Source organism: Pseudonocardia kongjuensis (assembly GCF_039526905.1).
Taxonomy (GTDB): Bacteria; Actinomycetota; Actinomycetes; order Mycobacteriales; family Pseudonocardiaceae; genus Pseudonocardia; species Pseudonocardia kongjuensis.
The window spans coordinates 282,270-303,426 of record NZ_BAAAJK010000018.1 but is presented as its reverse complement, the minus strand read 5'-3'; the positions used below and the strand labels follow the sequence as shown (position 1 = coordinate 303,426).

28 protein-coding genes, 1 tRNA gene and 1 pseudogene are annotated in these 21,157 nt (G+C 72.0%); 17 read left to right on the top strand and 13 right to left on the bottom strand.

Annotation, left to right across the window (positions count from 1 at the left end; translation table 11 throughout):
• Positions 1–137: 137 nt before the first annotated feature.
• Together ABD160_RS19190 and ABD160_RS19185 are read right to left on the bottom strand one after the other, a co-directional pair.
• Complete coding sequence (locus ABD160_RS19190; RefSeq protein ID WP_344024383.1) at positions 138–542, bottom strand: YccF domain-containing protein; 405 nt, start codon at positions 540–542, stop codon at positions 138–140.
• Between the two features lie 143 nt (positions 543–685).
• Positions 686–1,462, bottom strand: coding sequence for a class I SAM-dependent methyltransferase (locus ABD160_RS19185; protein WP_344024356.1), 777 nt, complete (start codon positions 1,460–1,462; stop codon positions 686–688).
• A gap of 71 nt (positions 1,463–1,533) precedes the next feature.
• Here ABD160_RS19185 and ABD160_RS19180 point away from each other — a divergent pair, with 71 nt between their 5' ends.
• Positions 1,534–2,103, top strand: coding sequence for a CGNR zinc finger domain-containing protein (locus ABD160_RS19180; RefSeq protein WP_344024354.1), 570 nt, complete (start codon positions 1,534–1,536; stop codon positions 2,101–2,103).
• A 1-nt stretch (position 2,104) separates the two neighbouring features.
• On the opposite strand, the gene ABD160_RS19175 is transcribed toward ABD160_RS19180, so the two are convergent.
• Complete coding sequence (locus ABD160_RS19175; RefSeq protein ID WP_344024352.1) at positions 2,105–2,455, bottom strand: avidin-fold protein; 351 nt, start codon at positions 2,453–2,455, stop codon at positions 2,105–2,107.
• A gap of 30 nt (positions 2,456–2,485) precedes the next feature.
• On the opposite strand from ABD160_RS19175, the gene ABD160_RS19170 reads away from it, so the two are divergent.
• Positions 2,486–2,920 (top strand): DUF6924 domain-containing protein, encoded by a 435-nt coding sequence (locus ABD160_RS19170; protein ID WP_344024350.1) that lies wholly within the window; start codon positions 2,486–2,488, stop codon positions 2,918–2,920.
• 10 nt (positions 2,921–2,930) lie between these two features.
• On the opposite strand, the gene ABD160_RS19165 is transcribed toward ABD160_RS19170, so the two are convergent.
• Together ABD160_RS19165 and ABD160_RS19160 are read right to left on the bottom strand one after the other, a co-directional pair.
• Positions 2,931–3,437, bottom strand: a complete 507-nt coding sequence (locus ABD160_RS19165; protein WP_344024348.1) for a DinB family protein — start codon at positions 3,435–3,437, stop codon at positions 2,931–2,933.
• Positions 3,438–3,477: 40 nt separating this feature from the next.
• Positions 3,478–3,870, bottom strand: a complete 393-nt coding sequence (locus ABD160_RS19160) for a pyridoxamine 5'-phosphate oxidase family protein (protein WP_344024346.1) — start codon at positions 3,868–3,870, stop codon at positions 3,478–3,480.
• Positions 3,871–4,232: 362 nt separating this feature from the next.
• Between ABD160_RS19160 and ABD160_RS19155 the strand changes: the two genes are divergently transcribed.
• The 6 genes from ABD160_RS19155 to ABD160_RS19130 are packed head-to-tail and all read left to right on the top strand — an operon-like array spanning position 4,233 to position 9,850.
• Positions 4,233–5,528 carry an extracellular solute-binding protein gene (locus ABD160_RS19155; protein ID WP_344024344.1) on the top strand — a complete coding sequence of 432 codons (1,296 nt, stop codon included), beginning with the start codon at positions 4,233–4,235 and terminating at the stop codon, positions 5,526–5,528.
• Positions 5,525–6,466 carry a carbohydrate ABC transporter permease gene (locus tag ABD160_RS19150; RefSeq protein ID WP_344024342.1) on the top strand — a complete coding sequence of 314 codons (942 nt, stop codon included), beginning with the start codon at positions 5,525–5,527 and terminating at the stop codon, positions 6,464–6,466. Before ABD160_RS19155 ends, ABD160_RS19150 begins: the two co-directional genes overlap by 4 nt.
• Positions 6,463–7,353, top strand: a complete 891-nt coding sequence (locus ABD160_RS19145; RefSeq protein WP_344024340.1) for a carbohydrate ABC transporter permease — start codon at positions 6,463–6,465, stop codon at positions 7,351–7,353. Before ABD160_RS19150 ends, ABD160_RS19145 begins: the two co-directional genes overlap by 4 nt.
• A 39-nt stretch (positions 7,354–7,392) precedes the next feature.
• Positions 7,393–8,916, top strand: coding sequence for an arabinosylfuranosidase ArfA (arfA, locus tag ABD160_RS19140; RefSeq protein ID WP_344024338.1), 1,524 nt, complete (start codon positions 7,393–7,395; stop codon positions 8,914–8,916).
• Between the two features lie 48 nt (positions 8,917–8,964).
• Positions 8,965–9,438 (top strand): DUF6194 family protein, encoded by a 474-nt coding sequence (locus tag ABD160_RS19135; protein WP_344024336.1) that lies wholly within the window; start codon positions 8,965–8,967, stop codon positions 9,436–9,438.
• Positions 9,431–9,850 carry a cupin domain-containing protein gene (locus tag ABD160_RS19130; RefSeq protein ID WP_344024334.1) on the top strand — a complete coding sequence of 140 codons (420 nt, stop codon included), beginning with the start codon at positions 9,431–9,433 and terminating at the stop codon, positions 9,848–9,850. Before ABD160_RS19135 ends, ABD160_RS19130 begins: the two co-directional genes overlap by 8 nt.
• Here the strand turns inward: ABD160_RS19130 and ABD160_RS19125 are convergent.
• Positions 9,804–10,484: a PhzF family phenazine biosynthesis protein gene (locus tag ABD160_RS19125; RefSeq protein WP_344024332.1), complete on the bottom strand. Its 681-nt coding sequence runs from the start codon at positions 10,482–10,484 to the stop codon at positions 9,804–9,806. The genes ABD160_RS19130 and ABD160_RS19125 overlap by 47 nt on opposite strands.
• Positions 10,485–10,732: 248 nt before the next feature.
• Between ABD160_RS19125 and ABD160_RS19120 the strand changes: the two genes are divergently transcribed.
• Together ABD160_RS19120 and ABD160_RS19115 are read left to right on the top strand one after the other, a co-directional pair.
• Complete coding sequence (locus tag ABD160_RS19120) at positions 10,733–11,071, top strand: LysE family translocator (RefSeq protein WP_344024330.1); 339 nt, start codon at positions 10,733–10,735, stop codon at positions 11,069–11,071.
• A 133-nt stretch (positions 11,072–11,204) separates the two neighbouring features.
• A complete protein-coding gene (locus ABD160_RS19115) occupies positions 11,205–11,420 on the top strand; it encodes an N-acetyltransferase (protein ID WP_344024328.1) in 216 nt (71 codons plus the stop codon).
• Here the strand turns inward: ABD160_RS19115 and ABD160_RS19110 are convergent.
• Together ABD160_RS19110 and ABD160_RS19105 are read right to left on the bottom strand one after the other, a co-directional pair.
• A complete protein-coding gene (locus tag ABD160_RS19110) occupies positions 11,407–11,940 on the bottom strand; it encodes a DUF1707 SHOCT-like domain-containing protein (protein WP_344024326.1) in 534 nt (177 codons plus the stop codon). The two genes, ABD160_RS19115 and ABD160_RS19110, sit on opposite strands and share 14 nt — an antisense overlap.
• Positions 11,941–12,099: 159 nt before the next feature.
• Positions 12,100–12,825 carry a hypothetical protein gene (locus tag ABD160_RS19105; RefSeq protein ID WP_344024324.1) on the bottom strand — a complete coding sequence of 242 codons (726 nt, stop codon included), beginning with the start codon at positions 12,823–12,825 and terminating at the stop codon, positions 12,100–12,102.
• A gap of 96 nt (positions 12,826–12,921) precedes the next feature.
• Here ABD160_RS19105 and ABD160_RS19100 point away from each other — a divergent pair, with 96 nt between their 5' ends.
• Positions 12,922–13,179, top strand: coding sequence for a VOC family protein (locus ABD160_RS19100; protein ID WP_344024322.1), 258 nt, complete (start codon positions 12,922–12,924; stop codon positions 13,177–13,179).
• Positions 13,180–13,387: 208 nt separating this feature from the next.
• On the opposite strand, the gene ABD160_RS19095 is transcribed toward ABD160_RS19100, so the two are convergent.
• The 3 genes from ABD160_RS19095 to ABD160_RS19085 form a co-directional block, all read right to left on the bottom strand.
• Complete coding sequence (locus ABD160_RS19095; RefSeq protein WP_344024320.1) at positions 13,388–13,750, bottom strand: hypothetical protein; 363 nt, start codon at positions 13,748–13,750, stop codon at positions 13,388–13,390.
• Between the two features lie 198 nt (positions 13,751–13,948).
• A complete protein-coding gene (locus ABD160_RS19090; protein ID WP_344024318.1) occupies positions 13,949–14,485 on the bottom strand; it encodes a VOC family protein in 537 nt (178 codons plus the stop codon).
• A 90-nt stretch (positions 14,486–14,575) separates the two neighbouring features.
• Positions 14,576–14,734 carry a hypothetical protein gene (locus tag ABD160_RS19085; RefSeq protein ID WP_344024316.1) on the bottom strand — a complete coding sequence of 53 codons (159 nt, stop codon included), beginning with the start codon at positions 14,732–14,734 and terminating at the stop codon, positions 14,576–14,578.
• A gap of 171 nt (positions 14,735–14,905) precedes the next feature.
• On the opposite strand from ABD160_RS19085, the gene ABD160_RS19080 reads away from it, so the two are divergent.
• Entirely contained in the window at positions 14,906–15,682 is a 777-nt protein-coding gene (locus ABD160_RS19080) for an alpha/beta fold hydrolase (protein WP_344024313.1), read from the top strand.
• An 812-nt stretch (positions 15,683–16,494) separates the two neighbouring features.
• Positions 16,495–16,974 (top strand): HIT family protein, encoded by a 480-nt coding sequence (locus tag ABD160_RS19075; protein WP_344024310.1) that lies wholly within the window; start codon positions 16,495–16,497, stop codon positions 16,972–16,974.
• Positions 16,975–16,978: 4 nt separating this feature from the next.
• Here ABD160_RS19075 and ABD160_RS19070 read toward each other — a convergent pair whose 3' ends face one another.
• On the bottom strand, positions 16,979–17,353 hold the full coding sequence (locus ABD160_RS19070; RefSeq protein ID WP_344024308.1) for a hypothetical protein: 375 nt from the start codon (positions 17,351–17,353) through the stop codon (positions 16,979–16,981).
• Positions 17,354–17,695: 342 nt separating this feature from the next.
• Here ABD160_RS19070 and ABD160_RS19065 point away from each other — a divergent pair.
• The 3 genes and pseudogenes from ABD160_RS19065 to ABD160_RS19055 form a co-directional block, all read left to right on the top strand.
• Positions 17,696–18,163 (top strand): annotated as a pseudogene (locus ABD160_RS19065) (IS110 family transposase); the annotation flags it as partial.
• Positions 18,164–18,504: 341 nt separating this feature from the next.
• Positions 18,505–18,993: a transposase gene (locus tag ABD160_RS19060; protein ID WP_344024306.1), complete on the top strand. Its 489-nt coding sequence runs from the start codon at positions 18,505–18,507 to the stop codon at positions 18,991–18,993.
• Between the two features lie 602 nt (positions 18,994–19,595).
• Complete coding sequence (locus ABD160_RS19055) at positions 19,596–19,904, top strand: tyrosine-type recombinase/integrase (protein WP_344024381.1); 309 nt, start codon at positions 19,596–19,598, stop codon at positions 19,902–19,904.
• 23 nt (positions 19,905–19,927) lie between these two features.
• Here ABD160_RS19055 and ABD160_RS19050 read toward each other — a convergent pair.
• Positions 19,928–20,013 (bottom strand) — tRNA-Ser (locus ABD160_RS19050).
• 115 nt (positions 20,014–20,128) lie between these two features.
• On the opposite strand from ABD160_RS19050, the gene ypfJ reads away from it, so the two are divergent.
• Positions 20,129–21,085 (top strand): KPN_02809 family neutral zinc metallopeptidase, encoded by a 957-nt coding sequence (gene ypfJ, locus ABD160_RS19045; protein WP_344024305.1) that lies wholly within the window; start codon positions 20,129–20,131, stop codon positions 21,083–21,085.
• Positions 21,086–21,157: the final 72 nt, after the last annotated feature.

Genomic DNA, 21,157 nt, shown 5'->3' with positions numbered 1-21,157 from the left:
GGCGCGGCGCGGCGGGATGCGGCGCGGCGCGGCGGGATGCGGCGCGGCGCGGCGGGATGCGGCGCGGCGCGGCGGGATGCGGCGCGGCGCGGCGGGATGCGGCGCGGCGCGGCGGGATGCGGCGCGGTGCGGCGGGATCAGGCCGCGACGCGCGAACCGGGCACGTAGGCGTCGGTGTCGACGATCTGCGAGCCCATCGGGAACAGCGACACCGGGATCAGCTTCAGGTTCGCCCAGGCCAGCGGCAGGCCGATGATCGTCACCGCGAGCGCCAGCGCGGTGGCGATGTGCCCCAGCACCAGCCACCAGCCGAACAGCAGGATCCACAGCACGTTGCCGATCATCGAGGCCACTCCGGCGGACGGGCGGCGCACCACGTCCCGGCCGAACGGCCACAGCGCGTAGAAACCGATCCGGAACGACGCGATGCCGAACGGGATCGTCACGATCAGCACGCAGGCCACGATGCCGGCGGCCATGTAGCCCAGGAACAGCCAGAAGCCCGAGAGCACCAGCCAGATGACGTTCAGGATCAGCCGCAGCATGCTTCCAGGATGCCCGGTCCGGAGGGGCCCAACTCAGGGTTCACCCTGATGTTCGCGCGAATTGTGCCGGGCGGCCGCGGGCGCTGTGCCGCCCGGCGCGCACCCCGCCCCGCGAACGGCCGCCCGCGGGGGAGGCCGGTTCACCGCACCCCCGCGACGACCGTGTCGTCACCGTGCTGCCAGACGACGCCCGCACCGCTGTAGCCGGCGTCCAGCAGGAGGCGGACGTGGTCGGCGGCGGAGAGCCGGTTGCTGCCGTCGTGGTGCTCGGACTCGCCCGCCGCGTCCTGCACCGCGGACCGTGCCCGCGCCCGCCCGTCGGTCAGCCCGGCGAGCCGGGGATCGCCGAGCAGCGCGTCCCACCAGTCGGTCCAGCCCTCCCGCCCGGTCACGCCGGACCGGCGGGCCCGCCCGGCGGCGACGGCACCGGCGAGACCGTCGAGACCGTCGGCGACGGCCAGGTGGTCACCGTTGGCCAGCAACCCGCCGGGGGCGGTGTGCGCGGCGACCGTCCGGTAGAGCCCGGCGAGCTGCTCGGGGAGCATCCAGTGCAGCGCGGTGGTGGAGACGGCGGCGTGTACCGGGCCGGGCAGCGTGGCCGCCCAGCCGTCGGTCGCGAGATCGGCGACCGACCAGCGCGCCAGGTCGCCGTACCGGCCGCGGGCCAGCTCGACCAGCAGCGGATCGGCGTCCACCCCGACGATCAGCGCGCGCGGCACCCGCTCGGCGATCCGCGCCGCGAGCGAGCCCGGGCCGCACCCGAGATCGACGACGACCGGCTCGGCCACCTCCCGCACCGCGTGCTCGACGAGGTCGGCCAGCACCGCGAACCGCTCCTCGCGGTCCGGCACGTACCCCTCCTGCTGGGCGTCCCACCGGTCGATCCACTCCACCGCGACGTCCCGGGCCACTGCCATGATGCCACTCCATCACTGTCGTTATCCTGTTCGCCAGTGACGACGGTAAGGATCGAGGAGTAACTGGTCAAGTGGACTTCGACAGTCACACCAGCGATGTGCTCGCCGCTGCCGTCGCCGTGGTGAACCTGCTGACCCCGGGCGAGGCCCGCGGCCGCCCCCATCCCGGCGACGACGGGCCGGGGGTGGAGGCCGCCCTCGTCCCGCGCGAGGACCACTGGTTCGACGACCGCCCCCCGGCCGCGGAGATGGCGCTGCTGCGCGGCTGGGCCGGCCGGATGTACACGGTGTTCGCCGACGTCGAGCGTGGCGATCTCGACTCCGCCGCGGCCACGGTGAACGCGCTGCTCACCGAGACCGGCGCGGTGCCGGTGCTCGCCCGGCACGGCGACCGGCCCTGGCACCTGCACTTCCACGCGGTCGACGCGGGCTGGGCCCGCAGCTGGGCGGCGTCGATGGCGACGGCACTGGCGGTCGTCCTGGGGAACCCGGCGCACGACCGGCTCGGGGTGTGCTCCGCCCCGGCCTGTGATCGCGTCTTCATCGACGTGTCGCGCAACGGCACCCGCCGGTTCTGCTCGACGGCCTGCCAGAACCGGGTCAAGGCCGCCGCGTTCCGGGCCCGGCGCCGGGAGGACTGAGTCACCCGGCCGGGATCTCCTCCACCACGCTCGCCCCCGCGCCCGGCCGCGACTCCCAGCACCAGTCCTCGTGCGACCGCAGCCGCCCGTCCGCGAGCACCTCGAGCCGCGCCTCGCACCGGCCGGAGCTCGACTCGCCGTCGACCGCGACGTGCACGTAGCGGAACCGCAGCAGGTCGCCGTCCCGGGTGCCGACCAGCCGCCCCAGCCGCACCGCGCCGCCGGCGTACTCGGCCCAGACCAGGCCGTCCGCCTCGTGGTAGCTGAACACGGTGGCCTGCCCGACCTCGCCGTCGGCGGAGTTGCTGATCCCCGCGAACCGGCGGCCGTCGACACTGGGTGCACTGCTCACCCCGCCAGCCTGGCACGGGAGGATGGCCGGGTGGAGTTCCCCGCGACGCGTCGGTGCCCGCTGGTCCGGACGGCGTCCGACAGCGGCGAGGGACCGTGGAACGAGCTGCTCGGGATCATCGCGCCGGTCGATCCGGTCGAGGACACGGCGCCGGCCGCGTTCGACGTCGTCACCGAGGACCTGTTCGGCGACTGGCCGGTGGACCGGGTGGTGGCATTCGCACTCGAGGACGGGATCGGCGAGCGGCATCCGCTGCTGTTCGTGGTGGACGAGCACACCCTGACCGACCACGGCTTCCCGCTGGTCGCCGCGGACCTGCGCGACGAGCCCGGCCGGACCCTGCGGGTCGCCGCGGCGCAGCTGTGGAGCGTGCAGAACGACGTGTCGCTGCGCGCCGTGGACTTCGCCGCGTACGCCGACCAGGCACAGCTGCGGCCCGACCGGGTGTTCCGTGGGTTCGGGTGACCGGCCCGGCTCACACCCCGGCGCGGCCGTCGAGCTGTTCCCGGATCAGGTCCGCGTGGCCGCAGTGCCGCGCGTACTCGCCGATCATGTGGACGACGATCCAGCGCACGGACACCGGCCGGCCGGCGAGCGAGCCCACCCCGTCCGGTCCGGCGGCCGCACGGGCGGCGCGGGCCCGCCGCACCTCGTCCTCCCACAGCGCCAGCGCCTCGGCGAGGCCGGCCCCGTCGAGCTCGAACCCACCGTCATGGCCCGTCTCCGGGTCGGGATGGAACAACGGGGGCACCTCCTCACCGGCGAGCACGATGCGGAACCAGTTGCGCTCGACCGCGGCCAGGTGCCGCACCAGCCCGAGCAGGGTCAGCGACGACGGCGGAAGCGGCGCCGCACGCACCAGGTCGTCGCCCGGCCCGGTGCACTTCCCGACCAGAGTCGCCCGGTAGAAGTCGAGCCAGCCGTCCAGGGTGGCCTGCTCGCCGGCCTGCATCGGCGGAACCGCACGTCCATCGGTCGTCATGCCGCCGATGGTGGCACCGGGCACCGACAGCGCCGGCCCCTCACCAGCCCCAGGTGCGCTCCGGGGTGATCCGGACGAGCGCGTCGAACGTCGCGTCGAAACGGTCCCGGTCGTAGCCGACCGCGTCGTAGTGCCGCTCGTACTTGGCCAGGTAACCGGGGAACGCCGACGGCAGCCCGTGCTCGACGACGGCCGTCCCCGACACCACGCGGACGTGCGCCGCCGCCGGGTCGCTCGGGAAGGTCACCACCACGTGCGGGTTGCCGGCCAGGTGCCGGACCTTCGCGGCACCGGGTTCGCTGAACAGCAGCAGCTCCCCGTCGTGGTGGACGAACCACACCGGGCGGGTCGTCGGGCGGCCGGACGGGGTGACGGTGCCGAACCACAGCACCTCGTCGGCCGCGTGCTCGTCGAGGATCTTCCGAATCGTCATGACACAGGACGCTACGAGCTGGAGCCGGGTTGAGGGCAAGCTCGAAATCGGTAGCCGGAATGTGATCGCTAACATCATTGCGGACCTGCGCGGGGACACTGCTCTGTGACGGTCAACCAGGCAAACACACGACGGTCGACCGACTCTCCCTGCCTTGACCATCCTGATCCGAGCAGGCACCATCCGAAAATGTGAGCGCAAACATACTGCGCTCGCATCGGCAGCACCGGCGCTGCGCGGCACCTCGAGCCAGGGCAGCCTCGAGTCACGGGAGATCCGATGGACCGATCACGTGTCCGACCGACCGAGCGACGACCCCCGTCGGGGCGGGCCGGGCCGCACAGGCCGACCGGCGTCACCGGATGAGCTCCCCGGCGCTGAGCAGGCGCGGCTTCCTGGGCGCGGCCGGCCTCACCGCGGGTGCGCTGCTCACCGGATGCTCGACCGCCCCCTCCCCCGATCTCACCCTCGCCTACTGGAACTTCTTCGGCGGCGGCGACGGCGAACGGATGGTCGGCCTGGTCGACCGGTTCCGCGCCGACCACCCGCGGATCGAGGTCCGCGCCACCACCCTGGAGTGGGGGGCGCCGTACTACACGAAACTCGCGATGGCCTGCGCCGGCGGCCGCGCCCCGGACCTGGCCACGCTGCACACCTCGCGTCTGGTGACCTTCGGCCGCGACCTGCTCGAACCCTGGGACCTGGCCGAGCTGGAGGCCCGCGGCGTCCGGCTCGACGACTTCCCGCCGGCGATCACCGAGCGGCTCGCCGTCGACGGGGAGCTGGTCGGGCTCCCGCTCGACACGCACCCGATGGTCCTCTACTACAACACCGAGATCTGCGACCGGGCCGGCCTGCTCGACGCCGCGGGCGAGCTGCGCCCGCTGCACGGCCGGGACACCCTGCTCGACGCCGGCCGCCGGGCCGCCGAGGTCACCGGCGCGATCGGGATCGCGTTCGCCGCGACCGGCACGAACGAGCCGTGGATGCTGTTCTGGTCGCTGTACAACCAGGCGGGCGGCCGGATGGACCTGCCCGACGGCGGACCGGCCCGGGTCGACCGGGACGCGATGGTCACGGCGATGGGCTACCTGCAGTCCTTCTGCGACGGCACGGTCGCCTCCCCCACGCTCGACTCGGACGCCGCGGTCGCGACGTTCGCCAGCGCCCAGTCCGGGTTCCTGGTGACCGGTCCGTGGGAGTACACGTCCGCGGAGACGGCGGGCATCCCGTTCTCGATGACCCGCTTCCCGGCCGTCTTCGGCGACCGGGCCATCGTCCGGGCGGACAGCCACTGCTTCGTCGTCCCGCGGCAGGACTCGGTCGATCCTGCGGTCCGGTCGGTCGCCTACGACCTGGCGGTCTCGATGCTCGACGACAGCGTTTCCTGGGCCGAGGGCGGGCACGTCCCGGCGCTCGCCGCGGTCGCCGAGAGCCCCGAGTACCTCGCGATGCAGCCGCAGTCGCGCTACCGCGACGTGGTCGACGACGTCGAGTTCGATCCGGTCGCCTACTACTCCGGATCGGGGTCGACGATGATGAACCGGGCCGCGCAGACCCTGCAGGCCGTCGCCGGCGGCGGGCTCGCCCCCGAACGGGGCGCCGACGACCTGACCGCCTGGCTGGACGAGCAGCTGCGGCTGGAGTCCCCGCTGTGAGCGCGCCGAGCGAGGTCCGCACGCCCGCACCGGCCGGGCCCACCGGGGCCCCGGCGGCCGTCTCCCGCCACCGCCGGATCCCGCCCGGGATCTGGTTCGTGCTGCCGTTCATGCTCAGCTACGCGGCGTTCGTGATCTGGCCGCTGACCCGCGGGCTGTGGATGAGCTTCCACGACACCAGCCTGGTCCGGTCCGGCTCCGCGTTCGTCGGCCTGGACAACTACACCCGGTTGTTCGCCGATCCACTGGTGTGGTCCAGCCTCTGGACGACGCTGGTGTTCACCATCGGTTCGACCATCCCGCTGGTGCTGATCGCGCTGGTCATGGCACTGCTGGTGCACTCCGGCGCGCGCGGCCAGTGGTTCTGGCGGCTGGCCTTCTTCGCCCCGTACCTGATGCCGGTCGCCACCGTGGCACTGATCTGGAACTGGTTGTTCCAGAACGACGTCGGCCTGCTCAACGGGCTGCTCGGCCTGGTCGGCATGCAACCGGTCGGCTGGACCAGCGACCCGTCGGTGGCGCTGTGGTCGGTGGTGCTGCTGACCGTGTGGTGGACGGTCGGGTTCAACTTCCTGCTCTACCTGGCCGCCCTGCAGGCCATCCCGCCGGACGTGCTGGAGGCCGCCGCCACCGACGGCGCCGGTCGCTGGCGGACCATCCGCTCCATCGTCATCCCGCTGATCGCGCCGACCACCGGCCTGGTGATCGTGCTGCAGCTGCTGGCCTCGCTGAAGCTGTTCGACCAGGCCTACATCCTGTTCGTCGGCGACGGCGGGCCGGAGGGCTCGGTCACCCCGGTCCTGCAGTACGTCTACGACACCGGCTTCGTCGGGTACCGGCTCGGCTACGCCTCCGCGATCTCCTACGTGTTCTTCCTGCTCATCCTGGTGATCGCACTCGCGCACGCCTGGCTCGCCGGCCGGAGGAGGTCCGCATGACCGCCACCCTCGAACCGCCCGCGACGACGTCGCACCCGGCACCCGGACGCCGCCGGATCCGGCGCAACCCGCTGGTCAGCGCCACGATCTACTCGGCGCTCGGCGCGCTCACCGTCATCTGGGCGGCCCCGCTGGTCTGGGCGGTGCTCACCTCGCTCAAGCACGAGGGCGAGACGACGACCGTCCCGCCGCAGGTGATCCCCGACTCCGGGTTCACCGCGCAGGCCTACGTCGAGGTGCTGTCGGTCGGCGACCTCACCCGCTGGTTCGTCAACAGCACGATCGTCGCCGTCGCCGTCACGCTGCTGACGCTGGCGCTGTCCGCGGCGGCCGCCTACGGGTTCTCGCGCACCCACTTCCGCGGCCGGCGGACGCTGTTCGCGATCACCGTCGCCGGGGTGATGGTGCCCTCGCAGATCCTGATCGTCCCGCTCTACGAGCAGATGCTGGCCGTCGGGCTCGCCGACACCTATCTCGGCGTGATCCTGCCGCAGATCGTCGTACCGGCGATGGTGTTCATCTTGAAGAAGTTCTTCGACGCCATCCCGCACGAGCTGGAGGAGGCCGCCCGGATCGACGGCGCCGGCCCGCTGCGGATCTTCCTGACGATCGTGCTGCCGCTGTCCCGGCCGATCCTCGCCGCGGTCGCGATCTTCGTGTTCATCCAGTGCTGGAACAACTTCCTCTGGCCTTTCATCATCCTGTCCGATCCCTCGCTGATGACGTTGCCGGTCGGGCTGGTGCAGGTGCAGAGCTCGTTCGGGGTCCGCTACGCGCAGGTGATGGCGGGCGCCGTGCTCGCCGGGCTCCCGCTGGTGGTCGCGTTCCTGTTCTTCCAGCGCCAGATCGTCCAGGGCATCGCCACGACCGGCCTCGGCGGCCGGTGACCACGAGTCCGTCCCCACCAGTCCTACGAAAGGAACTCCATGGCACGCGCGCACCTCTCCGTCGGCGCCGACTTCACCGCGGGCGAGGTCCCGCCCCGGCTGTTCGGCTCGTTCGTAGAGCACATGGGCCGGGGCGTCTACACCGGGATCTTCGAGCCCGGGCACCCGACGGCCGACGAGCGCGGGTTCCGCGGCGACGTCCTCGACCGGGTCCGCGAGATCGGCCCGACCGTGGTGCGCTACCCGGGCGGCAACTACGTCTCCGGGCACGACTGGCGGGACGGGATCGGGCCGGTCGCCGACCGTCCGCGGCGCCTCGACCTGGCCTGGCGGACGATCGAGACCAACGAGTTCGGGCTGCACGAGTTCGTGCACTGGACGCGGGCCGCCGGCGCCGAGCCGATGATGGCCGTCAACCTGGGCACCCGCGGCGTGCAGGAGGCGCTCGACCTGGTCGAGTACGCCAACCACCCGGGCGGCACCGCCTGGTCGGACCTGCGGCGCAAGAACGGCGACGACGACCCGTTCGGCATCCGGCTGTGGTGCCTGGGCAACGAGATGGACGGCCCCTGGCAGGTCGGGCACAAGACGGCCGCCGAGTACGGCCGGCTCGCCGCCGAGGCCGGGCGGGCGATGCGCCTGGTCGACCCGTCGATCGAGCTGGTCGCCTGCGGGAGCTCGCACAGCTCGATGCCGACCTTCGGCGACTGGGAGCGCACCGTCCTGGAGCTGGCCTACGACCAGGTCGACTACATCTCCGCGCACACCTACTACGAGGAGACCGACGATCCCGGCGAGTTCCTGGCGAAGGCCGTCGACATGGACTCCTACATCCGGTCCGTGGTGGCCACCGCGGACGCCGTGCGGGCCCGCGGGCGACACCGGCGGCGGATCCACGTCTCGTTCGACGAGTGGAACGTCTGGTACCAGAGCCGGCACCGCTCCGGCGGCATCCACCAGCAGACCGACGACTGGGCCGTCGCCCCGCGGGTGATCGAGGACGAGTACTCGGTGACCGACGCCGTCGTCGTCGGGACGATGCTGCACGCGCTACTCCGGCACGGCGAGCGGGTGCGGATCGCCTGCCAGGCGCAGCTGGTCAACGTGATCGGGATGGTGCGCAGCGAGCCCGGCGGGGCCGCCTGGACGCAGACCGTGGCGCACCCGTTCCGGGTGATGCGTGAGCACGCCCGCGGGCAGATCCTCGACGTCCGCGCCCGGGGCGACCACTACGACGCGGGCCGGCTCGGCGACGCCCCGGTGGTCGACTCGGCGGGCACCTGGGACCCGGACGGCGGGACGCTCGCGCTGTTCCTGGCCAACCGCGACCTCACCGAGCCGGCCGAGGTGCGGATCGCGCTGCACGGTTTCGGGGAGCTGCGGCCCGGCCGGGCCGAGGTGCTGGCCACCGGGCCGGGCCAGGACCGGCACACCACCAACAACGAGGCCGCGCCGGAGGCGGTCGGGATGCGGCCGCTGGACGGGGTGCGGGTCGAGGGGGACGAGGTGTCGGTGACGCTGCCGCCGCTGTCCTGGGCGGTCGTTCCACTTCATGTGATCTGAATCACTTGAATTGGGCGTCGTTCGCTGGAAACGTGCTGTCTTGACGCAATGCGTTCCGACGAGATCATCGCGTTTCTGGCGACCTTCCCCGGCACCCGGCTGATCGAGGCGAACGGCGACGTGTTCGCCGTTCACGATCCCGATCTCGACTACGAGCGACGCCCGCGGCAGGGCTGGGCCACGCTGGTCCACTCCGATGTCAACGACGCCTTCTCCGATCTGGACCGGCCGGGGGTGTTCCGGCTGAACATCGGACTGTCCGCGGCGCGTTTCCGGGAACTGTTCGGTGAATCGGCCGGGCACGACCCGGCCGCGCTCGACGTGCTGTTCCCGCACCCGGTCTACGCGTCGTCCCGGTGGGTGTCGGTGCTCAACCCGGACACCACCTGGCCGCTGGTGCGGGAACTGCTCGTCACCGCGCACGGGTTCGCGAGTTCCCGTTCGTCCAAGACGCGCGGGCGGACCGCGCCTACCGTCGTCCCGGACGCGACCGGCGCGGGCGAGGAGGACGGCGATGGCTGAGACGGACCGGGCCCCGGTGGTGCTGGGCCCCGGCGAGGGCCGGCACTACGACATGGGCCGGATCTCGGCGGTGTTCAAGGCCGACGGCGCCGAGACCGGCGGTGGCTACTCGATCTCCGAGTGGTGGCTGGAACCGCACACCGCCGGGCCGGGCGCGCACAGCCATCCCGAGGACGACGTGTTCTACGTGCTGGACGGCACCATGTCGGTGCTGGTCGGCGACCGCTGGGTGGACGCGACGAGGGGCGCGTTCGTCGCCGTGCCCGGCGGGGTGACGCACGACTTCGAGAACCGCGGCGACACCCCGGCGGGCGTGCTCAACCTGACCCATCCCGGGCACTTCGAGCAGCACATGCCCGGCGTCGTCAGCTGGTTCGCCGAGCATCCTGCGGGTCCGGCCGGACCTGCCTGACCCGGCCGCCGACGCCGATCCGGCCCTCCGGCAGCAACCGCGTCCGGATCTCCGAGCCGGCGCCCTGCCGCACCGTCAGCGACCGGCCGAGCTCCGCGGTGAGCCGGAGCGCGGCGGCCCCGGTGGCCTCGTCCTCCACGATCGCGTCGCCGCGCCGGGGGAACGCCCGCGCCCGCACCGATCCGGCCGGCTCGTCCGTCCAGGCCCAGACGTAGAGGAAGCCGGTCCCGTCCGGCGGGCCCGGGAGCGCCTCGACCTCCGCCGGTGACGCGAGCTGCCGGGTGGTCCGGCCGGTCACCCACTCCGGACGGCCGGACACCCAGCCGAACCCGCCCTCCGCCCAGGCCGGGACGGCACCGGCGGCCGGGTGCAGCACCTCGCAGGACCCGAGCCGGTGCCGGAGCAGCCAGGACGCCCCGACCAGCGGGTGTCCGGCGAACGGCAGCCGGACGCTCGGCGTGTAGATGTCGGCGGCCGACCCGTCGTCGACGAACACCGTCTCGCTGTAGCCGAGCTCCGCCGCCCGGCGCTGCCGCTGCACCGGACCGGAGGGGTCGTCCAGGATCACGGCGAGCCGGTTGCCGGCTGTGTGTCCGGGGCCGCAGAAGACGTCGACGAGCAGTGGTTCGGGCACACCGGGATCCCAGCACACGCGGGTGCATACTCTGCGTTCCGCAGTGCAATCGGAGGGGACCGTGCCGCAGCAGCTCTGGCCGTTCGTGCTGGTCGTGATCGTGCTGACCGTCGTGCCGGGGCCGGACACCGCGCTCGGCCTGCGCAACGGCGTGCGCGGCGGGAGCAGCGCGATGTGGTGGACCGGCCTGGGCGCGTGCAGCGGGCTGTGCGTGCACGCGGCGGCGGCGCGGTCCGGTGCCGTTGCCGTTGCCGTTGCCGTTGCACGGGACGCTCGGCGACCCGATCCGGCGGCGGGTCGCGTTCCGGCAGGGCGTCGTCAGCGACCTGCTGAACCCGAAGATCGCCCTGCTGTTCCTGACCCTGCTCCCGCAGTTCATCTCCCCCGGCGAGCCGCGGGTGCAGACGTCGGTGGTGCTGACGGTCGCGTTCGTCGGGGTGGCGCTCGTCTGGTGGCGGGTGACGTCCTGGCTGGCCGGGGCGTTCCGCAGCTGGCTGGCCGCGGACCGCGTGCGGACGGCACTGGAGTCGGTGACCGGGATCGTCATGATCGGGCTCGGCGCCCGGGTGGCCCTCGACGGCCGGTGAGCCCGGCTACCGTGGTCTCTCGTACGACGACGGGCACCGCCGGGCCGTCCTGGATCTGTCGCTGCGGGCGTGTGAGCCGGTCGGTACCGCCGTCGCCGGTCGGGCCTGCACCCGGCTGCACCCGGCGGACGACATGGACGAGATCGCCGTGCTCGCCGTCGATCCGGAGCACCAGCGGCGCGCGTCCGACCGGGTCCGGGCCGCGGGCCTGCGGATGGTGATGGTGGAGACCGGTGACGATCCCGGCCACGCACCGGCCCGGGCCGCGCACGAGGCGCTCGGGTTCCAGCGGTGGCCGGTCGCGCGGTACTTCCGGGACCTGGGTCCCGGCGGGCTCAGCGGACCGTGACGTTCCCGATCCACGCCCCGCCGACGACGACCACGTGCGGCACCCCCGGCCGCTCCGACGCGCCCAGCTTGTCCCGGACCGTCCCGAACCGCGTACGCACGCCGGTGAGATCGACGGTCGCGCCCCGCGGCAGCCTGATGTCCAGGTTGCCGACGGTCAGGTCCGACTCGACCAGCACGTCACCGGTGACGAACCGGGCCCGCCGCATGTCCAATCGGGCGTTGCCGAAGCGGGACCGCACGACGACACGCGGCGGCACCAGCCACTCCCCCGACCGCCGCAGGTCCCCGGCGGTGTTCGACAGCTCCAGCAGCTCGCGGGTGGGCACGGCGTCGGCCGCACCGGGCAGGTCGGCGATCACCCGGTTCAGGTCCGCCCGGGTGACCGAGGTGGTGACCCGGGCCAGGCGTTCGGCGAGCTCCGCGCCGTCGAGCCGGCCGTCGGTGTGGTGCCGGTCCAGCAGTGCGGCGATGTGCGCCCGTTCGGCGTGGGAGACGCGCAGGTCCCGCGGTGTGGTCACGGTTCGGACGGTATGCGGTGGGCCCGCCCGGGGCACCCGGGTTCTCCCGGATCCGGGGTTCAGGGTGCGTCGCTCGCGAGCCGCAGGCCGACGCCGATCGGGGACGACGATCCTGTTCACGCCGGCACGGTGCGATCGAGGAAGTACGTCGGAAGACCGCTATGCGGCGGCGTCGGTGTGGACACGGAGCGCGTCGACGAGCTGGTCCTCCGGAATACCGGAATCCTCACTGAGATCGGTGAGCGACTCACCCGCCTTGAACCTCCGCTGGACGATCTCCACCCGGACAGCGCCCTTCGCGAAGATCGGAAGACCGTAGGAGCGCTCCGGGTCGACGACGACGTCAGCGGAGCCGTACTGGGGAAGGTGGATCAGACGCGCGTATCTGTCCCCGTCGAACTCGATCCTCCGGAGATATGCGTCGACCACCTCCCGGAAGACGAGCTGATCGTTTCGTGCGACGACCAGCCGGCGCGCGGAACGGGCCTCGGCGGTGTCCCCGGCACTCTCCGCGTAGTCGTACAGCACCTCGGCGCCGTCGGTGTACAGCGACCGCGACGCGAGGACGTGATCGAGCCCCAGCTGTTCCTGCAGGCGTACGAGCGCGGGACGGATGCGCTGGAGCGGCACCCCCGCCCGACGGAACGCCGAGAGCACGAAACCCTCCGCGAGCCCGATGAACGGGATCGTCGGTCCGCCGCTCTCGCGCCGGATCGACGTGATGACGGGCGCTCCGGTCACCGGCGATCGTCCGACCGGTCGCTGCACGTATCCGCGGGACCAGGAGGCGAACGTGGTCCGCGAGACGTTGATGTACCGGGCAGCGTCGGTCGCGGAGTACAGGGGGACTCCGAACCGGAGATCTGCCTCGGCCGAAACGGTCACGCCGGTAGTTTGGCACGGACGGGGTGCTCCGACCGCCGGATTCGGTTCGCCCCGGAGAGGGTCGCGCGCAGTCGTCCCGGATGTACGACGGGCAGGGTGTCACCCTCACCGCATGGCGTTCCTCCAGCTCGCGCCGACGGGGAGCGCCAGGCCGGGGCGATCGGGGACCAGCATGCCGGGCGGGTCGGGTTCTTCCTCCGGGACGACGAATTCGAGAGCAGGTACGCGAACATGCGGGCGGCCGGGGTCGAGTTCCGCACCGAGCCACGTTCCGAGCCGTACGGACGCGTCGTCGTGTTCCGTGACGTCGCCGGCAACCGCTGGGATCTGCTCGGCCCGGCGGACACCGACTGACCACCGGGTCGTGCGGTACCGGCTCGGGTCGCCGCGCCCGTCGACCATCGGAGGCGCGACCGCATCCGTCGCGTTCTCGCCGACCGGTCTGGCGGAAGCAGGGGTTCCGAACCCCGGTCCTTTCGGACGCTCGCCTTCAAGCCCGGCGGGATGCGTGGTCGTGGGAACGATCTGACTGGTCAGGAGCCTGCGGCTGTCCGGTGGTGTCTCACGGTTCGCTGGTGGGTGTTGCGGTCAGCGCGGATCCCGAACCCTCGGCGGAACCAGCTGCTCTACGCCTGCGCAGCTCTTGTAGGCCCAGGTATCCGAGCGCGCCGGCCCCGCCGAGCTGGACTGCGAGCGCGAGGACTGCCAGCACGAGCGAAGGGCGCTCGACATGCCGCGCCAGCGTATTCGCCAACTGGGCCGTGCCCATCACCGCGAAGATCATCGGGACGCTCCGGGGCACCTTGCCCCGCCATGCCACCACCGCAGTCACCAACGCGATCAGCAGCGTCCCGCCGCTGCCGAACCACCCGAGGGTCAGGCCGAGGCCGAGTGATCCGGGATCGGTTGCGAGAGAGTGGGTCACGTCGTCATCGTTCCGTACTTCAACTGACTGAGCACGACCTTGGACTCCAAGGTCTCTGTGGGCCTGGCGACCCCGAGCGATGGGGCGGGGTGCGCGCCCCGCCTCCGCGCGGAGCGCCTGGCAAAGGCCCGGAGGGGCGATCTCAAGGATCGTCGGAGGCGCGGTCAACGGTCCATCGCCGTCCAGCGGAGTACGCGCTCAACGGGCTGCGTTGCGGTCACCGTTGAGGTCAGCGTCGCGATCCTTCATCGCTCGCAACGTGCGGTCGATCGACCCGAAAATGTCATTCGGATCGTCCTCCGTCGCGTACTCGGGGCCGGGCTGACCGGGGGCCGGCGCCCACAGCCACCAGATGTTCTGCCAACGGTCGAGCATGCGGGCGAGCGTCGTTTCTCCCCAGAACGGTGTCGGGTCGGTGATCACCTCAGCGCCACGGGCGGTGGCCCGGTCGAGGACGACGCGGACGTCCGTCACCCACACCTGCAGGAGTCCAGGACGCAGCGGCCACCCCTCCAGACGATCGACCAGCATGAGGTCATTGCTGCCCATCCGGATCTCGGAGTGGATGATCTTTCCGTCCGGCGTGTCGGCTCGGGCTTCTGCGGTCTCGCTGGCCCCGAACACATCGGTGACGAACTCCATGAGTCCGGCGGCGTCGTCGACGATCACGAACGAATTGAGGACTCCAGCGGAGTTGGGCACCACGCCGGCGGGCAAGAGGATGTCATCGGCCATGCTACGACGGTCACACCCCATGCGGACAGAACGAGTCCTCGACGACCGTCGATCGAGGTCGACTCACGCAGGAGCCCGGAAGCACGCAGGTCACAACGCCTGGCGATGACGATCGAGGTCGACGAAGTCCGGCCGGCGAGTACAGACCCCGGGGTCTGCCTCAGCATCAGCGACTCGGGCGCCGTAGTCGAATCCGTTCGAGCAGCGCCAGTTCCGGACGGCGTCGAACATCTCGGTGTAGGTGGGCACGGTCCTGGCCTCCGCGACGGTCGTGGGCCTGTCGGCCCGTCCACGCGCACGGCAACCTCGACGAGACGGCCGCTGCGCTGTCCCGGCTCAGCACCACGGTTACCGCCGGGTTGCGGTCGCCATCCTTCGAAAGGTTGACCCACAAGTGACGATCTTGATAGAGAGGCGGGCGTGACCGCTGTTTTCCTTCACGGGGTTCCGGAAACGAGTGTGATCTGGAACGGCGTGCGTGAACAGCTCGAGGGCGACGGGATGCCGACCGTGGCCGTCGACCTACCGGGCTTCGGTGCGCCGAAGCCCGCCGGCTTCGGGGCGTCGAAGGACGAGTACTCGCAGTGGCTGGCCGAGACGCTGCGCGGCATCGACGGCCCGATCGACGTCGTCGGGCACGACTGGGGAGCCGGCCTCGTGCTGCGGGCGGTCACCGCGTTCGACGTGCCGGTGCGCAGCTGGGCGGTGGACTGCGCGTCCGTGATGCACCGGGACAACGTGTGGCACGACATGGCGCAGGTGTGGCGGACACCCGGTAGCGGCGAGGAGTGGATCGCCGCGTTCGTGGCCGCCGAGGGCGGGGCCGGCGGTCGACCCGGTGAACCCGGCTGGCTCAAGAGTGCGCTGCTGGCTTCGTGTCCGACTCCGGCCGACGCACGACAGATCGATGCGAGCATCGACGAGGTGATGGGCGAGTGCATCCTCGCTCTCTACCGGTCAGCGACGCCGAACATCTTCGGCGATTGGGGGGCCGAGATGTCTCGGCCCGCGGCCATTCCCGGTCTTGTGCTGAGGGCAACCGCCGACAACTCCGACGACCCCGCCCGCTCCGCGGAGATGGCCGCCGGGCTCGGCGCGCGCACCGCCGAGCTGGAGGGTCTGAACCACTGGTGGATGATGGAGGATCCCGCTGCAACGGTCACGGCGCTGCGGGCGTTCTGGGCGTCGCTGCCGTAGTACCCGGGGGTTGGACCGGGCCGACATCAACCCCGCGCACTCCCGTCGTCCGGCGGAATCGGTTCCCCGGCGCGCCGCCGCTGGGCGTGTCTCAGGACATCGGCATAGCCGTGGCGATCACCGTGCTGGATGCCGAGGGCCCGGCTGGTCATCACCGCAGTCGTCGTCGAGGGCCGCTCGCAGAGCGAGGTCGCCCGCTACCGCGCCGAAGGCGACGCCGCGTTCGAGCCCCGCTCCCGGCGCCCGCACCGCTCACCGACCGCGACCGACGACGACGTCGCCGAACGGATTCTGCGGCTACGCAAGACGCTGTCCGAGCAGGGCGCGGTTCCGGAACGTCGCCTGCACGATGCCCGGAACACGGCCGCAACGGTCCTGCTACTGCTCGGCGTGACCGAGCGGGCGGTCATGGGAGTGATGGGCTGGTCGAACACCGGGATGGCCGCGCGCCATCAGCACATCACGTCGGCCGTCCGGCAGGACGTCGCGGCCCGGGTCGGCGGGCTGCTGTGGCAGACGCCCGACGGGCCGCCGACACCGTCTGAGGGCCCGAACTGCAACCGGAACTGCAACCGCTGCGAACTCCCCACGAGCCGGGAGCGCGCGACGGTTGCGTTCTTGCAGGTCAGAGACAGCGGAAGCGGGGGGATTCGGAACCCCCGGTCCTTTCGGACGCTCGCTTTCAAGGTCACTGCGGGGCCAGGCGGGGCACCTGATCGCGCTGGTCAGGCGTCCATAGCCGTCCGCCAACGTGTGCCGTTTCGACCCCGGGTTGCGGTCACGGTTGTGGTCAGTCCAGCTACGGTCAGGTGGTGGGCGACTGGCAGGACGATCGGGTCGGCTCGGCGTTGCGTGGCGAGAATCCGACCGTGCTCGCGCGCCTGCCAGGTGCCTTCGCGGTCATCGGCGACGTCCAGTGGCTCCCCGGGTACTGCGTCTTGCTCACCGACACCCCGGGCGTCGAGAAGCTCAGCGATCTGCCCCGCGAAAGACGGCTGCGGTTCCTCGACAGCATGGAACGCCTCGCCGAGGCTGTTGAGCGAGCATGTGCGGAGAGCGACGACCAGTTCCGCCGGGTCAACCTCGAAATCCTCGGCAACCAGGACGTGTTCCTCCACGCCCACGTCTGGCCGCGCTACGGGTGGGAACCGCCCGACCGGCTCAGCCGTCCCGTCTGGCTGTACCCACCGACCATGTGGACCGACCCGACAAACACCCTCGACGAGCGGCATCGGCCCCTGCGGGACCGGCTCGCGGCGCTGCTGTCCGAGCACTCCCGCGGACGCCCCTGAGCGGTTAGAGGGCCCTGAAGTACCGGTCAAGATCGACGAAGTCGGGTCGGTTCTTCGCGACCCAGTCGACCATGGCGGCGTACTCGTTGCGGATTTCCTCGACGCGCTGGTTCACGGCCACGGCGACCTGATCCCAGGTAGCGCCGCGCAGGCGAGCCTCGGTGATGGCGTCCCAGCGGCCGGCCGTCAGGGACTGGATCAGGTCGTAGGTATCGCTGAGGACCTGGATGGGATCGACGGTGTGTTCGTCGCGAACGGCGCGGTACTTCGCGGCTGTGGCGTGGCGTCCCTCGGCGTCGGCCTCCCGGGCGCTGCTGTCGGCTCCGGCCCAGACGTGCCAGGTGCGCAGGGTCTCGAACATGTCGGCGTTGGTGGGCATGATGCTGGCCTCCGCGGATGCGTGGGGCCTGTCGGCCCCGTCCCTGGTGGGGGGTGCTGTCCCCGTCACCGCGCGAAGGCGCCCTCGTGGCCTCCGAGGCTCGATGTCACTACGGGCAGGCTGATCTGGCCGGGCTCGGATGGGTCCGGTGCGCATCCCGGACCGTCGGGTCATCGCCCAGGCTCGCCAGACCTGCGAGGTCTGCCTTGACAACCGCGAGGCCCGACGGGACGGGGCGTGCTGACCGGCGATGGGGTTGTGCGCCACGAGCGCTGAAGTGACCGACCGGCAGCCCCGCCCTCCCGGAGCGCTCACCCCGCCCCGACGGGAGGAACACCACCGATGCACCACCCCGACACGACCAGCACCGATCCGGGCGACAGCCCCGCAGGCGAGGCTCCGACCCGCTGGGCGGGAGTGGACTGGTCCTGGTCCGATCAGGCCGTCTGCGTCGTCGACGACACCGGCGTCGCGGTCGAACGACTCACCGTCCCGAACACCGCTGCCGGACTGTCCACGATGGTCACCACCCTGCACCGCCACCGGGTCACCGGCGTCGCGATCGAACGCGGCGACGGCCCGGTCGTGGCCGCGCTGCTCGCCGCCGGCCTGACGGTGTTCGTGATCATCGCCCGCCAGGTCACCGCCCTGCGCACCCGCTACTCCACGGCCGGGAACAAGGACGACCGCTTCGACGCCTACCTGCTCGCCGACGTCCTGCGCACCGACCGCCGCCGCCTCACCCCACTCACCCTCGACACCGACGCCACCATCGGACTGCGCATGCTCATCCGCACCCGCGCCGACCTGGTCAAGGCCCGCGTCGCCGCGCACAACCAGCTCCGCGCGCACCTGCAACTCGCCCACCCCGGCGCCGTCGGGCTGTTCCACGACCTGGCCGGGACGGTCTCGCTCGCCTTCCTCGACCGGTTCCCCACCCCGCGCCACACCGCCTGGCTCTCGGAGAAACGCCTCCCGACCTGGCTGCGCAGCGCCCGCTACACCCGCTCCAACACCCGCACCCCGGCCCAACTGTTCGACCACCTGCGCCACGCCCCGGCCGGGCACCCCGACGGGCCCGCCGCCGACGCCGCGCAGGTCATCACCGGCGAACTGGTCGCGCTGCTGCGCAACTCAAGGAGCGGATCGCCGTGCTCGAGACCCACATCGAACAGGCCCTGGCCACGCACGCCGACGGGGCGGTGTTCACCAGCCTGCCCCGCTCCGGCCGCGTCCGGGCCGCGACCCTGCTCGCTGAAATCGGCGACGCCCGCGGCCGCTACCCCACCGACGACGCCCTCGCCGCCGCTGCCGGGATCTCCCCCTCGACCCGGGCATCGGGCCGGTCGCACTACGTCGCCTTCCGCCGCGGCTGCAACTACCGCCTGCGCCAAGCACTCGTCGACTTCGCCGACGGCAGCCGCGCCGCCCACCCCTGGGCCCAGGACACCTACGCCCGAGCCCGAGCACGCGGACACAACCACGCCCACGCCATCCGGATCCTGGCCCGGGCCTGGCTGCGGATCATCTGGCGCTGCTGGACCGAGAACACCCCCTACGACCCCGACCGCCACGCCGCCGCCATCACCGCCCGCGACCAGCGCACGACACCCGCCAGCGACAACGCGATGGCGTCCTGACCAGGCCCGGCGTCGCTTTCCCATAGCGGCCAGCACCAGCCGCCCGCAGACGGTGTCCAGGCTGGCCGAAGGCCACCCGAAGGGCACCGGCCTGGACACCGACGAGGACGGCAGGACACTCCCGGCGATGGGAACGACCCACCCCGAGATTGACATGGGGTTGTCAAGGGCAGCCCGGAGGGCTGTCGCGAAGCGACGCGCAGCGCCCTTGATGCTGAGTGAGCCCGTGTGACGCTTCGGGGCCGTCAGGTCCCCGCCGGAGGCGGTCCATCGGCTGTTCTCGGCCCGCCCCGGCCTTGAGGGGCAGGTCTCCCGCTCGACGTCCGTCGGCCCGGCTCGCGTCTCGTGGCTCGCTCGGGCGTCGGCTTCTGCTCGTGGCCGCACCTCGGTTCGTTCCGGTGGTGCGGCTCCTTGGCGTTTCGAGCTGGTCGACGGTGGCGGGCGTGCGCGCGCCGGTCGCCGGGCCGGAGGCGATAGGCGGACGGCAGCGACGCCGCCCGTCCGGCCCGTCAGGGCCGGCTGGAAGACGTAGAGAAAGTCCTCACCGGACGGAGACCGCTCCCGACTCGCGGCTAGAAGACGTAGGGGTTCGTTGACGCCCGCTGGGCGGACACGTCTCACCACGCACGCTGGCCGCACAGTGGCACGTGATCCGCACCGCGGCCGGCCTCGGACAGATGCGGTTCCACGACCTGCGGCACACCGCGGTCTCGCTGCTGCTCGCGCTCGGGATCCCGCCGCACGTGGTCCGGGAGATCGTCGGGCACAGCGACGTCAAGGTCACGATGACCGTCTACGCGCACGGCAACCTCGACGAGAAGGCCGCTGCGCTGTCCCGGCTCAGCACCACGGTTACCGGCGGGTTGCGGTCAAGGGGTGAGGTCGACGGCGGCCGGGCGGACGGGTCGTGATCGCCGATCATGCCTCTGACCTGTGGCGGAAGCGGGGGGATTCGAACCCCCGGTCCTTTCGGACGCTCGCTTTCAAGGCGAGTGCATTCGGCCGCTCTGCCACGCTTCCGCGGGGAAGGCTACCGGTCCCCCCGGACGCGCGGATCCACCCCGACGCGCCGAGCGCTCGTGTGCCGTTGCACGGCGTGTGGTGGGATCTTCCCGACTCGTCAGGGGAGGTCGACGTGCGGTTCGACGAGAACGCCCGGCTGGACACGTCCGGGGTGGACGACCTGCGTGGATCCGGCGGCCGGGGCGGCGGGATCAGCGGGGGCATCGGTGGCGGCGTCGGCGGGCGGGTCGCCGGGGCCGGCGGCGGGCTCGGCATCGTCGGCGTGATCATCTATCTGCTGCTGTCGAACTTCGCGGGCGTCGACCTGGGCGGGATGGCGGCCGGCGGCGGCTACCCGGGCCTGGACCAGGTCGGCTCGGGGCAGACCGCGTCGACGTCGTCGTTGGAGCAGAACTGCGCGACCGGGGCGTCCGCGAACGACTCGACGGACTGCCGGATGGTCGCCGTCGCGAACTCGCTGGACGACTACTGGGCGACCCAGTTCAGCTCCGGGTTCGAGCGTCCCCGGACGAACTTCTTCTCCGGCGGCGTCAGCACCGGTGGCTGCGGGGCGGCGTCGTCGGACAGCGGGCCGTTCTACTGCCCGGCGGACTCGGAGATCTACATCGACCTGACGTTCTTCCGGGACCTGCAGTCCCGGTTCGGTGCCCAGGGCGGCCCGTTCTCGCAGGCGTACGTGATGGCCCACGAGTACGGCCACCACATCCAGAACCTGACCGGCGACCTGCAGCGGGCCGGCCGCGAGACCGGACCGGACTCGGGCCAGGTCCGGCTCGAGCTGCAGGCCGACTGCTACGCGGGGGTCTGGGCGCACCACGCGACGACGGTGCCCGGCGAGTCCGGACGGCCGCTGATCACCGAGCTGACCCAGGCCGACATCGACGCGGCGCTGGACACGGCGTCCCGGATCGGCGACGACTTCATCCAGGAGAACCTCGGCTCCGGCCGGGTCGACGAGTCGCAGTTCTCGCACGGGACGTCCGAGCAGCGCGAGCGGTGGTTCACGACCGGGCTGGACACCGGCGACCCGCGGGCCTGCGACACGTTCTCCGCCCGCGACCTCGGGTAGACCGGGCGCGGCCGGGTCCGCTCGATCGTCTCGCACCCCGCGCGCGGCGGCGCACCGTGTACAGCCGGTGCC